We start from the raw sequence: 14331 nt of genomic DNA, 5'->3' as shown, positions 1-14331 counted from the left end.
TCCATGGCCGCCGTTGCGCATGCCACCCGAACCGAAACCGACTCCCTGGGAAGCAAGGAGATCCCTGCTGACGCGTATTGGGGGATCCATACGCTCCGCGCCGCCGAGAACTTCCCGATCACGAAGCGCCCGATCTCCGTCTACCCGGAGCTGATCGAAGCCCTCGCGATGGTGAAGCAGGCCAGCGCCCGCGCGAACAAGGAGATCGGCGTCCTCGACCCGGAGAAGGCCGACCTCATCGACGCCGCAGCGCAGAAGGTCATCAACGGCGAGTTCCACGACCAGTTCATCGTCGGTGTCATCCAGGGCGGCGCCGGCACGTCGACCAACATGAACGCGAACGAGGTCATCACCAACATCGCGCTCGAGCTGGCCGGCCGTGAGAAGGGCGACTACGCCTTCCTCTCGCCGATCGACCACACCAACCGCAGCCAGTCCACGAACGACGTGTATCCGACCGCGATCAAGATCGGTCTCTCGCTCAACCTGCGCTCGCTGCTGGACGAGCTCGACCTCCTGCGGGTGTCGTTCCTGAACAAGGCGCGCGAGTTCCACGACGTGCTCAAGGTCGGCCGCACCCAGCTGCAGGACGCCGTGCCGATGACGCTCGGCCAGGAGTTCCACGGGTTCGCCTCCACGCTCGGCTACGACCACACGCGGCTCACCGAGAACGCCTGGCTCATGTACGAGATCAACATGGGCGCCACGGCCATCGGCACCGGCATCACCACCCACCCGGGCTATGCTCCGGCCGTGCTGAAGCACCTGCGCGAGATCTCCGGCCTGGATCTGGCGACGGCGACCGACCTCGTCGAGGCGACCAGCGACACCGGATCCTTCATGTCGTTCTCCTCGTCGCTCAAGCGCAACGCGATGAAGCTCTCCAAGATCTGCAACGACCTGCGTCTGCTGTCGTCGGGTCCGCAGGCCGGCCTCGGCGAGATCAACCTTCCCGCGATGCAGGCCGGATCCAGCATCATGCCGGGCAAGGTGAACCCGGTGATCCCCGAGGTCGTGAACCAGGTCGCGTTCGCGGTCGCCGGCGCGGACATGACCGTGACGATGGCGGCCGAGGCGGGACAGCTGCAGCTGAACGCGTTCGAGCCCGTGATCGCGCACTCGATCTTCCAGTCGATCACCTGGATGCGTCAGGCGATGTGGACGCTGCGGGTCAACTGCGTCGACGGCATCACGGCCAACCGCGACCGTCTCGGCGCCATGGTCGGATCGTCGGTGGGTGTGATCACCGCGCTCACGCCGTTCATCGGCTATGCGGCATCGGCGGCGCTCGCCAAGACCGCGCTGCTGACCAACCGCAACGTCGCCGACCTCGTCGTCGAGGCCGGGCTGATGTCGCGCGAGGAGGTCACCAAGCAGCTCTCGCCGGCTCGCCTCTCGGGCCTCGAGACGATCACGGCGGCGATCCCGGTGATTCCCACGAAGGACGTCGACGCCGGGGCCTGAGCGCTCGCACGCCGATCGGCCCGCCACTTTCTCGAGTGGCGGGCCGTTCTCATGCGGTGGATCGGTTCGCGTGACGGAGCACGTCGCGGGCGTCGCGTTCAGGAAACTTTCAGGATAGAGTCAGGGGCGGTCGGCCGCCGAGGCCGATCTCCCAAACGACCTGGAGGAAGCATGACCACTCAGCCCCCCGCCGGCGCGCCGTCGCCGGCCTACGCTCCCGCGGCTGCATCCGTGCCCGGCAAGACGCTCGGCATCGTCGCCCTGGTGCTCACGTTCGTCGTGTCGTCGGTGCTCGGCCTCATCCTCGGCTACGTCGCCCGAAGCCAGAGCCGCGCGGTCGGGTACGACAACGTCCCGGCGAAGATCGCGATCATCGCCGGCTGGATCCTCACGGCTCTGGGGGTGCTGGCCGCCGTCCTGGTCATCGTGTTCACCGTCGTCGCTGCTTCACAGGGAGCGGTGTCCGGCAGCTGAGACGCCGCACACGACAGAGGGCGGGGATCCGATGGGATCCCCGCCCTCTGTCGTACTCGCAGTCGGTCTCGGGCGCGCGTCGCCGCGGACGCGAGCGGGGATGGCCCCCTGATGGCTGATGGCACGAAACGCGCGCGACCACTTGCGATCCCTCAATCTATGCGCTTAGATCTCAAGGAGACGAAATCTATGCGCTTAGATGCGTGAGAGCTTCAAGGAGGAAGACATGAAACGCCGGACGACTCTGACGGGCATCGCTGCCCTCGCCGCTGTCGCCATAGCACTCACCGGATGCGGGCGTACGAGTGAGGGATCCTCGGCATCGTCCGCCGCGCCGGTTCGGCTCGACGACGCACCGGCCACCGGAACGATCACGATGTGGGCGATGGGTGCCGAGGGGGAGGCCCTGCCCGACTTCGTCAAGACCTTCGAGAAGGCGAACCCCGGCGTCACGGTCAAGGTGACGGCGATCCCGTGGGACGCCGCGCACAACAAGATCCAGACGGCGATCGCCGGAGGCAACACCCCCGACATCGCGATGATGGGCACGACCTGGATGGCCGACTTCGGCGACGCCTTCGCAACCGTGCCCGACGGCATCGACACCTCCGGGTTCTTCGACGGCGCCGTGAGCTCGACAAAGGTGAACGATCGCGCCGCGGGGATCCCGTGGTACGTCGACACCCGCGTGCTCTACTACCGCACCGACATCGCCGCGAAGGCCGGGTGGACCAAGGCTCCGACGTCGTGGGATGAGCTGCAGCAGATGGCGGCGGACATGAAGTCCCGGGGCGGCGCCACGTGGGGCATCCGCATGCCCGCGGGCAACGACTCGTTCCAGGGCGCGCTGTGGATGCCGTGGTCGGCGGGCGCCGAGGTCACCGACGGCAAGAAGTGGACGCTCGACACCCCGGAGATGACCAAGGGCATCGAGTACTACAAGAGCTTCTTCGACAAGAAGCTCGCGGATCCGAACGCCGACACCTCGGCCGGCGCGGTCGAGTCGGAGTTCGTCGCGGGAACGACGCCCATGGTCGTCGAGGGGCCGTTCCTGCGAGGACAGCTCGCCTCGGTCGGCGGCGCGGACTTCGCGAGCAAGTACGCCACGGCAGTCCTGCCCGCCGACAAGGAGTCCGTGTCGTTCAGCGGCGGCGCGAACCTCGTGGTGTTCAACGGCAGCAAGAACGCGTCCTCGGCGTGGAAGCTCGCGCGCTGGCTCGCGGAGCCGAAGGTGCAGGCCGAGTTCTACGCGGCGACGGGTGACCTGCCCGCGGCGACGGCCGCGTGGAAGGAGCAGGCCGTGTCCTCCGACGCGAGCCTGGCGACCTTCGGGACCCAGCTGAAGACGGCGAAGGCCCCGCCCGTGTCGACCTCCTGGGTGCAGGTGGCGGCCAAGGGCGATCAGGCCCTGGAGTCGATCCGCCGCGGCGGCGTATCGGTCGCCGACGCGCTCAAGAAGCTGCAGTCGGATGCCGACACCATCGGGCTGAAGTGAGATGACGGCCACCGTCCTCCCCGCCGCCGCAGCCCGCGCGGGCTCCGGCGGCGGGAACGACCGGCGCGGCGGCGGCGCGTTCGCCGCCGCCCGTCGCCGGCGGGCCCTCATCGCGTGGGGGTTCGCCCTGCCCTTCGTGCTCGTCTTCGCGATCTTCATGATCGTGCCGATCGTGGGCTCGTTCGCGATGTCGTTCACCGACTTCACAGCCCGAGACATCGGCTCGCCGTTCGCCGTCGACGCCGTCGGCCTCGAGCAGTACGTCACGCTCTTCCGCGATCCGCGATTCCTCACCTCGCTGGGTGTCACCGGACTGTTCGTGCTGGTCGGCATCCCCGTGACGATGATCGTGGCGCTGGCGCTCGCCCTGGCGCTGAACAGCGGCAAGGGGCGCCTCGTCTCGTTCTTCCGGGTCGGGTTCTACGCGCCGGTGGTCACCAGCATCGTGGCCGTCGCCGTCGTCTGGCGCTACATCCTGCAGCCCGACGGTCTGCTGAACACCGCGCTCGCGGCGATCGGCATCCACGGGCCCAACTGGCTGAACGATCCCGCCTTCGCGCTGCCCTCGCTCATCCTCATGGCGGTGTGGCGCAACGTCGGCACCCTCATGGTGATCTTCCTCGCGGGACTCCAGGCGGTCCCGGAGGACGTCACCGAGGCGGCGATCATGGACGGCGCCTCGCCCTGGCGGCGACTGGTCTCGGTGACCCTGCCGCTGCTGCGGCCCACGCTCCTGCTCGGAGCCGTGCTCATCTCCGTCGGCTACCTGCAGTTCTTCGAGGAGTCCTTCGTGATGACCAAGGGCGGGCCCCTCGACTCGACGCTCTCCGTGGCGTTCTACACCTACCAGCAGTTCGGGTTCGGCGAATACGGTCTCGCCTCTGCGGCCAGCTACGTGCTGTTCCTCGTGATCGCGCTCGTCAGCCTGCTGCAGTTCCGCCTGCTGCGATCGAAGGACTGATCCATGGCTCTCGCACAGACCCCGTCCGCGGGCCGCCGGCCTCGTGCCCGCCGCCTGAGCGGCAGGGCGACCTCCTACGGTGTGCTCACCGTCGGCCTCGTGATCTGGCTCATCCCGTTCGTCTGGATGGTGCTCGGATCCGTCAAGACGCAGGGGGAGATCCTGCGCCGGCCGCCCACGTGGTGGCCGCAGGAGCCGACCGGCGCGAACTACGCGCAGTGGTTCGGCCCGCTGGACTTCTGGCACTTCTTCGCGAACAGCCTGATCGTCGCCCTCGTGACCGTCCTCGGCAACCTCGTGTTCTGCTCCATGGTCGGGTACGCGCTGGCGAAGATGGAGTTCCCCGGTAAGCGCATCCTCTTCGGGGCCGTGATGACCACGCTCATGGTGCCCGGCGTGGTGACCTTCGTCCCGCTGTTCGTGATGGTCTCCAAGCTCGGGCTGGTCAACAGTTATCCCGCGCTGATCCTGCCGTTCATCACCGCACCTCTGGGCGTGTTCCTCATGCGCCAGTTCATGGCGGGGATCCCCGACGCGCTGCTCGAGGCGGCGCGCCTGGACGGGGCGGGGGAGTGGAGGATCTTCCGCGGGGTCGTGATGCCGCTGTGCGGACCCCCGCTCGCGACGCTCGGGATCCTCACCTTCCTGGGGTCGTGGAACAACTTCCTGTGGCCGCTCGTGGCGGCCCAGACCGAGGACATGTACACGCTGCCCGTCGCCCTGTCGCTGTACTCGACGGGCCAGAACGCCACCGACTACGGGCTGCTGCTCGCCGGCTCCGTGCTCGTGATCGCCCCGATCCTGCTGCTCTTCGTCTTCCTGCAGCGGTGGTTCATCCGGGGCGTCGCGACGACGGGCCTGAAATGACGCAACGACGACGAGAGGGACACGGATGAGTGACGAGTACCGGACGACGGCGGAGGGTGTGCGCTTCCGCGACCTCAACGGCAACGGCGTGATGGATCCGTATGAGGATCCCCGGCTGAGCTCCCAGGAGCGGGTCGAGGATCTGCTCGGCCGCCTGTCGATCGAGGAGAAGGTAGGGCTGCTGTTCCACACCGTCATCGAGATCGGCGACGACGGCGAGCTGCAGGAGGCGCCCGGCGCCATCTCGAAGTCGCCGACCTCGGAGGTCGTGCTCCGCAAGCACCTCACGCACTTCAACGTGCACGGCATGCGGAGCGCCCGCGAAGGGGCGCGGTGGAACAACCGGCTCCAGGCGCTCGCCGCCGGCACGCCGCACGGCATCCCGGTGACCATCAGCACGGATCCGCGGCACGCCTTCGTGGAGAACTCCGGCGTCGGGTTCGCCGCCGGTCCGTTCTCGCAGTGGCCCGAGCCGCTGGGGCTTGCGGCCCTGGACGACGTCGACCTCGTGCGGCGCTTCGCCGAGATCGCCGGGCGGGAGTACCGCGCGGTGGGCATCCGGATGGCGCTGCATCCGCAGGTGGATCTGCCGACCGAGGCGCGCTGGGGACGCCAGGCGCAGACGTTCGGCTACGACGCCGAGCGCGTGGCCGAGATGACCGCCGCCTACCTCGAGGGGTTCCAGGGCGCCGAACTCGGTCCGCAGAGCGTCGCCTGCATCACGAAGCACTTCCCGGGCGGCGGGCCGCAGCTCGACGGCGAGGACGCGCACTTCCCGTACGGGCGCGAGCAGGTGTACCCCGGCGGGCGCTTCGAGGAGCATCTGCGCCCGTTCGTCGAGGCGATCCGGCGGGGGACGGCGGGGATCATGCCGTACTACGGGATGCCGGTAGGGCTGGTGCGCAACGGCGAGCCGATCGAGGAGGTCGGCTTCAGCTACAGCCGGCAGATCGTCACCGACCTGCTGCGGGAGGAACTGGGCTACGACGGCGTCGTCCTCAGCGACTGGGAGCTGATCAACGACAACCACGTCGGCGATCAGGTGCTGCCGGCGCGCGCCTGGGGCGTCGAGGAGCTGAGCCCGAGGGAGCGGCTGCTGCGGCTGCTCGACGCGGGTGTCGATCAGTTCGGCGGAGAGGAGTGCGTCGAGCTGCTCCTGGAGCTCCTCGCCGAGGGGGCGGTCGGCGAGGAGCGGATCGACCGGTCGGCGCGGCGGATCCTGCTGGTGAAGTTCCGCCTCGGCCTCTTCGACGACCCGTACGTGGACGAGGACGAGGCCGAGCGCATCGTGGGCGCCGCGGAGTTCCGCGTCGAGGGGGAGCGAGCCCAGGCCGAATCCCTCACCGTGCTGCAGAACCGGGACGGCACGCTCCCGCTGTTCCGGAGCGGGAGGCCGAGGATCTACGCCGAGGGCGTCGCGACTCCGGCGCTCGCCGAGTACGCCGATCGGGTCGCGGCCCCGGAGGACGCGGACCTCGCCCTGGTGCGGATCGGGGCGCCGTTCGAGCCCCGCGACGACCTCTTCCTCGAGGCCTGGTTCCACCAGGGGTCGCTCGAGTTCCCGCCGGGGCTCATCGTGCGACTGCGCCGGATCGCGGAGCACTGCCCGCTCGTGGTCGTGGTGAACCTGGACCGTCCCGCGATCCTCACGCCGCTCGTGCCGTTCGCCGCCGCGATCGCGGTCGAGTTCGGCAGCTCGGACGCGGCCCTGCTCGCGGCGCTCTCCGGGCGGGTCCCGCCGCGCGGCGTCCTCCCCGTCGACATCCCGCGGTCGATGGACGCGGTGCGGGCCGCCTTCGCCGACGTCCCCGACGGCACGGAGGATCCGGTCTTCCGCCGCGGCACGGGCCTGAGGATCGGCTGACCGCCCGCTCAGTAGAATCGCTCCGAAAGCGAGGTGCTCATGGCGTCGAGCCGCCCCACCGTCTATGACGTCGCGCAGCGCGCCGGCGTGTCGATCGCCACGGTCTCGTTCGCGTTCCGCCGCCCCGACCGGGTGCGCGAGGACACCCGTCGGGTCGTGCTCGAGGCGGCGCGCGAGATCGGCTACGTGCCGAGCGGATCCGCGCGCAGCCTCGCACGGGGGCGGACCGGGGTGCTCGGGCTGCATCTCTTCGACATGCTGCTCGACGAGGAGCCCGGGGCGTCGGCGCCGGCGCGCGGAGCCGCGCGGATCGACCTCGACGAGTTCGACCTGGGTGCCGACCCCGTGTCGTGGGACGCCGCGGCGGACGAGCGCGAGAGCGATCCGCGCACCTTCCCGCTGTACGTCGACGAGGTGCAGCGCGGCTTCGTGCTCGAGTGCAAGCGCAACGGCACGGCGGTGCTGCTCTCGAGCGGCGGGGTGGGAGTGTCCGACCTCGCGGACACCGCGGGACGGGTGGACGGCCTCGCCATCCTGCCCGGCCGTTCGACGACGGCGGCCATCGAGGCGGTGGCGGCGCGTGTCCCGGTCGTGCAGCTGAGCAAGCGTGCGGGCATCGGACATCGGGTCACGGTCGACAACGCCGGAGGCATGCGGATGCTCGTGCGGCACCTGCACGAGCAGCACGGCGCGCGGTCGTTCGGGTGGGTCGGGGCGATCGGCGAGGACGACCTGGACGAGCGCCGCGAAGGGTTCCTCTCGGCGGTGCAGGACATCGGAGGCGCCGAAGCGGAGACGCTCGACGACACCGATCTCGAGCGCCTCCCCGCCTACCCGGTGCTGCGCGAACGCGCGGGAGCGGGGAGCCTGCCCGACGCGCTGGTCTGCGGCAGCGACCAGACGGCGCTCCGCGTGATGGACGTGCTCCGCGGTGAAGGGGTCGTCGTGCCGCGGGACGTGCTCGTGACCGGCTTCGATGGGATCATGGCGAGCCGGCTGTCGGCGCCGTCGCTCACGACGGTGCGACAGCCGATGGAGCTGATGGGGCGCATCGCGGCCCATCTGCTGCTGACCGACCCCGGTGACGGGAGTGCGCCGTCGCGTACCGTTCGGCTGGCGACGGATCTCCGTATCGGGGGCAGCTGCGGCTGCTGAACCGCCCCCCGCAGCCGGAAGGTCAGTCCAGGATCCGGCAGTGCGTGGTGAGTTCGCCGATGCCGTCGATGCCGACCGTGACGGTCGAGCGGTCGCGCAGGAAGATCTGCGGATCGCGGGAGTATCCGGCGCCGCCGGGGCTGCCCGTCGAGATCAGCGTCCCGGGGCGCAGCGTGAGCGAGCGGGACAGGTGCGCGATCAGTGCCGACACGGGCCGCACCATCTGCGCGGTCGATGCGTCCTGCACGGTGTGGCCGTCGACCACGGTCCAGATGTGCAGGTCCTGCGGATCCGGGATCTCGTCCGCGGTGACCACCACCGGCCCGGTGGGGGAGAACCCGTCGAAGGACTTGCAGCGCGACCACTGCGCCTCGGCGAACTGGATGTCGCGGGCGGTGATGTCGTTGACGACCGTGTAGCCCCAGACGTGGTCGAGTGCGTCCTCGGCGGAGACGTCCTTGGCGGCCGCCCCGATCAGCACGCCGAGCTCCGCCTCGTAGTCGACCGACTCGGACAGCGCCCGCGGCCACGAGGTGGTCTGCTCGTGCCCGGTGAGCGAGTTCGGCCACAGGGTGAAGACGGTGGGAGCGGTGTCGGTCTTGAGCCCGAGCTCGCTCGAGTGGGCGGCGTAGTTCAGTCCGACGGCCAGCACGACCGGGGGAGCGAGCACCGCCGAACTGAACCCGAATCCGTCGAGGGAGTGCACCGGGGCGGCGCCTTCCGCGTGCGCGGTGCGCACGCGGGCGAGAAGGTCGTCGCCGCCCTCGATGAGCTGCTGGAGTGTGGCAGGGGCCGGATCCACGAGATCGGAGACGAGCGTCGCGCCGGCGTCGTCGAGGACGGCGAGGACGGGGATGTCGGACTCGGGACGGCGCAGATGAGCGAACCGCATGGGTTCCACGCTACCGGCCGCGCCCGCGACGCCGCCCGAGCGAGCCTCTAGGCTTTGGGCATGAGCTTTGGAGGACACGGCGATCCCGCCGCGCAGCGCCCCGCCCCGCAGGCCTCGCCGTACGCCCCGCCCGTCGCCCCCGCTTCGCCGCAGTACCCGCAGCAGCCGTACGCGCAGCCCCAGTACGCGCAGCAGCCCCAGTTCGTGCAGCCGCAGGGCTATCCGCAGACGGCCTCCACGCCGGTCGCTCCGGTGTACGGATCGGTGCTCGCGCAACGGCCCGAGCATCACGGCGCGGTCGCCTACACCACCTATACCCCGCCCGCGCCGGTGCAGGCCGTGCCCGCTCTGCCGGTGCCCTCGGCGAAGGGGCGCCACGCCTCGGTCTGGGCGTTCGGCGTGCTCGGCTTCGTGCTGCTGGGGCTGATCGCCTACTTCGTGTGGGCGCTGGGGCCCGCGGCGTCGATGATCGGCATGGTGCTGGCCCTCGTGCCGCTCGCGATCGTGTTCTTCGGGGTCTTCTTCATCGACCGCTGGGAGCCGGAGCCGCGCTCCCTCATCGTCTTCGCGATCGCCTGGGGTGCCATCGCCGCGGTGGGGCTCGCCCTGCTGGTCGATCTGCTGCTCACGCTGCTGCTCGGGCGGCGCGGCGACGACCTCACCGCCGTGATCCAGGCGCCGCTCGTCGAGGAGCTCGCCAAGGGGCTCGGCGTGTTCCTGATCTTCCTCATGGCGCGACGCAGCTTCGACGGACCGATCGACGGCATCGTCTACGGCGCTCTCGTCGGCGCCGGCTTCGCGTTCACCGAGAACATCCAGTACTTCGCGATAAGCCTGATCGAGGGCGGTGCCGGAGACCTCACCGTCACATTCGTGCTGCGCGGGCTCATGTCGCCGTTCGCGCACGCGATGTTCACCTCGGTGACGGGCTTCGCGATCGGTCTCGCGGCGCGGCGGGGAGCCTCCGCCGCACGCGCGCTGGGTTTCGGCGCGGTAGGACTGCTCGGTGCGATGGCGCTGCACGCGCTGTGGAACGGATCCTCCTCGATCGGCAACTTCTTCGTGCTGTACATCGTGCTGCAGGTGCCGCTGTTCGTCGGCTTCATCGTCGTGATCATCCTCCTGCGCAAGGAGGAGTCCCGCCTCACCTATGCGCGCCTCAGCGACTACGCGGCCGCCGGGTGGTTCACGCCGCAGGAGGTGTCGATGCTGGCGACGCCGGCGGGGCGCCGCGCGGGCCTGCAGTGGGCGGCCGGGCTCCGCGGCGACCGCCGTCCGATCATGCGCGGGTTCATCAAGGACGCCACGACGCTGGCCTCGGTGCGTCAGCGCATCATCACAGGCCGGGATCCGCTGGCTGCACAGGACGAGCAGGCCCTGCTGCACCGGACGCACGCCGCTCGGGATGCCCTGCTGGCGATGTGAGCCCTCGCGCAGCAAGACTCAGCGCCCGGTGCTGCGGCGATGCCTGCAAGTCCTCCGGGCGCTGAGTTGATCTGAAGACAGGTTGCACCCGCCGCGCGGGGATGTCAAGGACTCCACGTGGGCGGATCGGTCCGTGCGGAGCTCTCGCCGCGGGGCTGTTCGCCGTCGGCGCACCGTTCGCGTTGACCTCGCCGTGCGCGCTCGGGTTGTATGGAGGCATGACTGAGCGCACCAAGCCCGAGTTCGACGCCCCCACCGGACCCGCTCCCACGGAGCTCGTGATCCGCGACATCATCGAGGGAACGGGCGATGAGGCCAAGCCCGGCGACACCGTGACCGTGCACTACGCCGGAGTCGAGTACGACAGCGGCGAGGAGTTCGATTCCTCGTGGGGCCGCGGTGAGACCATCCAGTTCCCGCTGCGCGGCCTGATCCAGGGCTGGCAGGAGGGCATCCCCGGCATGAAGGTCGGCGGTCGCCGTGAGCTGACCATCCCCCCGCACCTCGCCTACGGGCCGGCCGGATCCGGTCACTTCCTCGGCGGGAAGACCCTGATCTTCATCATCGACCTCGTCGCCGTCGGCTGAACGAATCGCGCGAAGGCCCCGTCATCCGGCGGGGCCTTCGTCGTGTCCGCGGCACGGTTCCGAAAAAAACCGGCGAGTCGGGAATGTATTCAGATGAATGCAGGTTGGATGATCATGTCGCCCACGCGACACCGACGAAACTTCCGACGAGGAGCACTCATGACCATCGACATCCCCGGCTACCGCAGCGGCACCTGGAACCTCGACCCCGCCCACAGCGAGGTCACCTTCAGCGTCCGTCACATGATGATCTCCAAGGTGCGCGGCACGTTCGGCGTGAAGAGCGCCACCCTCGTCGCGCCCGAGAACCCGCTCGAGGCGCGCGTCGAGGCGAGCGTGGATGTGAGCTCGCTGAGCACCGGCGACGCCGGTCGCGACGGTCACCTGCTGTCGGGTGACTTCTTCGACGTCGAGAAGTACCCCACGATGGACTTCGTCTCCACCGGTGCGCGCGCCGAGAACGGCGACCTGTTCGTCGATGGCGACCTGACCATCCACGGCGTCACCAAGCCCGTCACCTTCGAGCTCGACTTCGGCGGCTTCGGCTCAGACCCGTACGGCAACTACAAGGCGGGCGCTTCGGCGAAGACCGTCATCAACCGCGAGGACTTCGGTCTCACCTGGAACGCGGCGCTGGAGACCGGCGGGGTTCTCGTCGGCAAGGACGTGACGATCACGCTCGACCTGCAGGGCGCGCTGGAGGCCTGACCTCCGCGTCATCCCGCACGATTCGAGGGCGGACGCCGCAGCACGCGGCGTCCGCCCTTCGTCGTCGTCGCCGGGGAACCGAGGCGTCACGCCATGGTCGCGCGCCTGTCGTCGACGAGCCGGGATCCGATCGCCCGCAACGCCACGGCAGCCCAGGTGCGGAACGGGCGCCAGGCCTGCGCGATCCGCTCGAGTTCCGCCTGGTCGGGAGCGTGATCGAGACCGTACAGGGCCTGGACCGCGGCGCGGGTGTGCTCCTCCTGGGTGGGGAGCACGTCGGCGAACCCGCAGGCGCGGATCACGATCAGCGCGCTGTAGAACGGTCCGATGCCGGGCAGCTGCTGCACGTCGAGCATCGCGTCGGCCGGCGACATGCCGGCGAGCCGGCGCACGTCGAGCCGGCCGTCCAGCGCCGCGCGGGCGATCGCGCGCAGTCGCGGGATCCGATCCGCGGGCAGACCGGGGAAGGCCTCGATCCCGAGCAGCTGCTCGGGCAGGGGGAGCGCAGCCTCGCTGCGCCCGGCGATCTCGAAGACCGCGCCGTGCTGGCGGGACAGCCGTTCGCGCAGCGCGATCCCCTGGCGCCGCGCACGGCGCGCCGACAGCACGGCCCACACGGCGGCCTCGTACGGGCTGTAGAAGTTCGACGGACGGAAGCCCGGCGCTGCCGCGTGCACGCGCGCGAGCACGGGATCGGCGCTGCATACCTGCGCCCAGGCCTCGCCGTCGTGGTCGGCGGACACGACCCGGGCGACCTGTGCCGCGATCGCGTCGAGATCGCCGTCCCCGTGCACCGTCAGGACGAGCGCGTCATCCTGCTGGCGCACCTCCACGCCGACCTGCGTGTCGAGGGCATCGGTGCAGAACGCCAGTCGCATGACGCCGTCGAAGGCGGATTCGTCGCGGTGGCCGAATCCCATGAGTGCGACCTCGCGGAGGTCGTACGGCCCGACGAGGGGCAGCGTGGCGGTGCGGACGGCGGTGCTCATGCCGCACACTCTGCTCCGGGCCGGGGACATTCGCGAGAGGGAGCGGCGAGGCAGCGCTCAGGGCTGCGGATCCTCCGCGTCGTAGGCGCGGAACCGCGGGCTCAGCCGCACGAGCACGGCGACGAGTCCGATCACCACCAGCCCGCCGAGCAGCGGCGGGAACCACAGCGCGGTGAGCGAGGCGAGCGTCCCCGCGTACAGCGCGCCCAGGCGCGGCCCTCCCGCCACGACGACGATGAACACGCCCTGCAGGCGTCCGCGCATCGCGTCCGGCACGGCGGCCTGCATCATGGTGTTGCGGTAGATCGAGCTCACGTTGTCGGCGGCGCCCGAGAACGCCAGGGCGATGCAGGCGAGCACGATCAGCACGACGTCCGGGGATGCCGCATCGGCATGCCTGCCCGGCAGGAGCGCCCCGGCGACGAGCACCACGCCGAACAGGGCGATCACGGCGCCGTAGGCCTGCACGGCGCGAGCGATGCCCCGGCCGTGCCAGCGGTAGTGCACGATGCGCCCGGAGAACAGACTCGACAGGAAGGTGCCGACGGCGACGGCCGCGGTCAGCAGGCCGGTGGTCACCGCGCCGCCACCGAGGATCACGGTGCCGAGAGCGGGGAACAGCACCAGCGGCTGGCCGAAGGTCATCGCGCAGAGGTCCAGCACGTACTGCATGCGGATGTTGCTCGCGCGCCGCAGGAAGCGCCATCCGTCGACGAGCGACGCGAGTCCCGGGCGCACGATCTCGCCCTCCGGTGCGAGTGCGGGCAGCGTCCACAGGCCGAGGAACATCGACAGCATCAGGACCACGTCGATCGTGTAGGTCCACCCGTATCCGGTGAGCGCCACGAGGACGCCGGCGAGTGCCGGACCGGCCATCACGGTCATCCCGAAGGTGACCCCGTTGAGCGCCGACGCGGGGGCCAGCAGCTCGCGGGGGAGAAGGCGCGGCACGATCGCCGTGCGCGTGGCCATGCCCACCGAGTTCGCGGCGGCGATGAGCATGCTGAGCGCGTACAGCCACCAGATGTTCTCGGTGTGCGTCCAGGTGAGGACCGCGAGCAGGGCGGTGGCGGCGAAGGTGACCACCGCGGCGAGGAGCGCCACCCGTCGGCGATCGAACGCGTCGGCGAGCATGCCGCCGTAGAGGCCGGCGAGGATCATCGGCACGAGCCCTGCCACCGCGATCATGGACACGGCGAACGTGCTGTGCGTGAGGGCGAACACGTGCAGCATCACCGTGACCGCGGTGAGCTGACCGCCGATGCCGCTGAGCGTGGATCCGATCCACATCCGGGCGAATGCCGGGCTCTGCCGGAACGGGCTCAGGTCGATCAGGTGACTCACTCGATCGAGCGTATCCGTGTGGGAGGACCTCGGATCGAGGTGCGGCGCGCACGGCCGCGTGGTGCTGATAGACTTGTGCGGTTGCCGTTCGATCGGCCGCGGATAA

Annotated in this window: 13 protein-coding genes; 10 read left to right on the top strand and 3 right to left on the bottom strand. The window is 70.0% G+C overall.

Going from position 1 to position 14331, the window contains the following annotated elements:
• Positions 1–3: 3 nt before the first annotated feature.
• The 7 genes from AERO9AM_RS11965 (at position 4) to AERO9AM_RS11935 (ending at position 8280) form a co-directional block, all read left to right on the top strand.
• Complete coding sequence (locus tag AERO9AM_RS11965) at positions 4–1464, top strand: aspartate ammonia-lyase (RefSeq protein ID WP_159576339.1); 1461 nt, start codon at positions 4–6, stop codon at positions 1462–1464.
• A gap of 171 nt (positions 1465–1635) precedes the next feature.
• Positions 1636–1938, top strand: a complete 303-nt coding sequence (locus AERO9AM_RS11960) for a hypothetical protein (protein ID WP_159576338.1) — start codon at positions 1636–1638, stop codon at positions 1936–1938.
• 226 nt (positions 1939–2164) lie between these two features.
• Positions 2165–3433, top strand: coding sequence for an extracellular solute-binding protein (locus tag AERO9AM_RS11955; RefSeq protein ID WP_159576337.1), 1269 nt, complete (start codon positions 2165–2167; stop codon positions 3431–3433).
• A gap of 1 nt (position 3434) precedes the next feature.
• A complete protein-coding gene (locus tag AERO9AM_RS11950; protein WP_159576336.1) occupies positions 3435–4394 on the top strand; it encodes a carbohydrate ABC transporter permease in 960 nt (319 codons plus the stop codon).
• Between the two features lie 3 nt (positions 4395–4397).
• Positions 4398–5261 (top strand): carbohydrate ABC transporter permease, encoded by an 864-nt coding sequence (locus AERO9AM_RS11945; RefSeq protein ID WP_159576335.1) that lies wholly within the window; start codon positions 4398–4400, stop codon positions 5259–5261.
• A 25-nt stretch (positions 5262–5286) separates the two neighbouring features.
• The gene (locus AERO9AM_RS11940; RefSeq protein WP_159576334.1) at positions 5287–7125 is read left to right on the top strand and encodes a glycoside hydrolase family 3 protein; all 1839 of its coding nucleotides are present in this window, start codon (positions 5287–5289) and stop codon (positions 7123–7125) included.
• Positions 7126–7164: 39 nt separating this feature from the next.
• Positions 7165–8280: a LacI family DNA-binding transcriptional regulator gene (locus AERO9AM_RS11935; protein ID WP_159576333.1), complete on the top strand. Its 1116-nt coding sequence runs from the start codon at positions 7165–7167 to the stop codon at positions 8278–8280.
• A 22-nt stretch (positions 8281–8302) separates the two neighbouring features.
• On the opposite strand, the gene AERO9AM_RS11930 is transcribed toward AERO9AM_RS11935, so the two are convergent.
• A complete protein-coding gene (locus AERO9AM_RS11930) occupies positions 8303–9172 on the bottom strand; it encodes a fumarylacetoacetate hydrolase family protein (protein ID WP_159576332.1) in 870 nt (289 codons plus the stop codon).
• A 60-nt stretch (positions 9173–9232) separates the two neighbouring features.
• Between AERO9AM_RS11930 and AERO9AM_RS11925 the strand changes: the two genes are divergently transcribed.
• The 3 genes from AERO9AM_RS11925 to AERO9AM_RS11915 all read left to right on the top strand — a co-directional run bounded on the left by AERO9AM_RS11925 (position 9233) and on the right by AERO9AM_RS11915 (position 11892).
• Positions 9233–10597: a PrsW family intramembrane metalloprotease gene (locus AERO9AM_RS11925; RefSeq protein WP_159576331.1), complete on the top strand. Its 1365-nt coding sequence runs from the start codon at positions 9233–9235 to the stop codon at positions 10595–10597.
• A gap of 218 nt (positions 10598–10815) precedes the next feature.
• Complete coding sequence (locus tag AERO9AM_RS11920; RefSeq protein WP_159576330.1) at positions 10816–11184, top strand: FKBP-type peptidyl-prolyl cis-trans isomerase; 369 nt, start codon at positions 10816–10818, stop codon at positions 11182–11184.
• Between the two features lie 159 nt (positions 11185–11343).
• Positions 11344–11892 (top strand): YceI family protein, encoded by a 549-nt coding sequence (locus AERO9AM_RS11915; protein ID WP_159576329.1) that lies wholly within the window; start codon positions 11344–11346, stop codon positions 11890–11892.
• A gap of 86 nt (positions 11893–11978) precedes the next feature.
• Here the strand turns inward: AERO9AM_RS11915 and AERO9AM_RS11910 are convergent, their stop codons facing one another.
• On the bottom strand, positions 11979–12881 hold the full coding sequence (locus AERO9AM_RS11910) for a DNA-3-methyladenine glycosylase family protein (RefSeq protein WP_159576328.1): 903 nt from the start codon (positions 12879–12881) through the stop codon (positions 11979–11981).
• 57 nt (positions 12882–12938) lie between these two features.
• Positions 12939–14171 carry an MFS transporter gene (locus tag AERO9AM_RS11905; protein WP_159577514.1) on the bottom strand — a complete coding sequence of 411 codons (1233 nt, stop codon included), beginning with the start codon at positions 14169–14171 and terminating at the stop codon, positions 12939–12941.
• Between the last annotated feature and the right edge of the window lie 160 nt (positions 14172–14331).

Source organism: Microbacterium sp. 8M (assembly GCF_902506375.1).
GTDB lineage: Bacteria > Actinomycetota > Actinomycetes > Actinomycetales > Microbacteriaceae > Microbacterium.
The sequence above is the reverse complement of the archived record's forward strand: the minus strand, read 5'-3'. Positions and strand labels throughout refer to the sequence as shown.

Excerpts from the sequence above, each read along its gene's own strand:
- AERO9AM_RS11965 (WP_159576339.1), top strand. The coding sequence starts at position 4 with ATGGCCGCCGTTGCGCATGCCACCCGAACCGAAACCGACTCCCTGGGA.
- AERO9AM_RS11960 (WP_159576338.1), top strand. The coding sequence starts at position 1,636 with ATGACCACTCAGCCCCCCGCCGGCGCGCCGTCGCCGGCCTACGCTCCC.
- AERO9AM_RS11955 (WP_159576337.1), top strand. The coding sequence starts at position 2,165 with ATGAAACGCCGGACGACTCTGACGGGCATCGCTGCCCTCGCCGCTGTC.
- AERO9AM_RS11950 (WP_159576336.1), top strand. The coding sequence starts at position 3,435 with ATGACGGCCACCGTCCTCCCCGCCGCCGCAGCCCGCGCGGGCTCCGGC.
- AERO9AM_RS11945 (WP_159576335.1), top strand. The coding sequence starts at position 4,398 with ATGGCTCTCGCACAGACCCCGTCCGCGGGCCGCCGGCCTCGTGCCCGC.
- AERO9AM_RS11940 (WP_159576334.1), top strand. The coding sequence starts at position 5,287 with ATGAGTGACGAGTACCGGACGACGGCGGAGGGTGTGCGCTTCCGCGAC.
- AERO9AM_RS11935 (WP_159576333.1), top strand. The coding sequence starts at position 7,165 with ATGGCGTCGAGCCGCCCCACCGTCTATGACGTCGCGCAGCGCGCCGGC.
- AERO9AM_RS11930 (WP_159576332.1), bottom strand. The coding sequence starts at position 9,172 with ATGCGGTTCGCTCATCTGCGCCGTCCCGAGTCCGACATCCCCGTCCTC.
- AERO9AM_RS11925 (WP_159576331.1), top strand. The coding sequence starts at position 9,233 with ATGAGCTTTGGAGGACACGGCGATCCCGCCGCGCAGCGCCCCGCCCCG.
- AERO9AM_RS11920 (WP_159576330.1), top strand. The coding sequence starts at position 10,816 with ATGACTGAGCGCACCAAGCCCGAGTTCGACGCCCCCACCGGACCCGCT.
- AERO9AM_RS11915 (WP_159576329.1), top strand. The coding sequence starts at position 11,344 with ATGACCATCGACATCCCCGGCTACCGCAGCGGCACCTGGAACCTCGAC.
- AERO9AM_RS11910 (WP_159576328.1), bottom strand. The coding sequence starts at position 12,881 with ATGAGCACCGCCGTCCGCACCGCCACGCTGCCCCTCGTCGGGCCGTAC.
- AERO9AM_RS11905 (WP_159577514.1), bottom strand. The coding sequence starts at position 14,171 with ATGTGGATCGGATCCACGCTCAGCGGCATCGGCGGTCAGCTCACCGCG.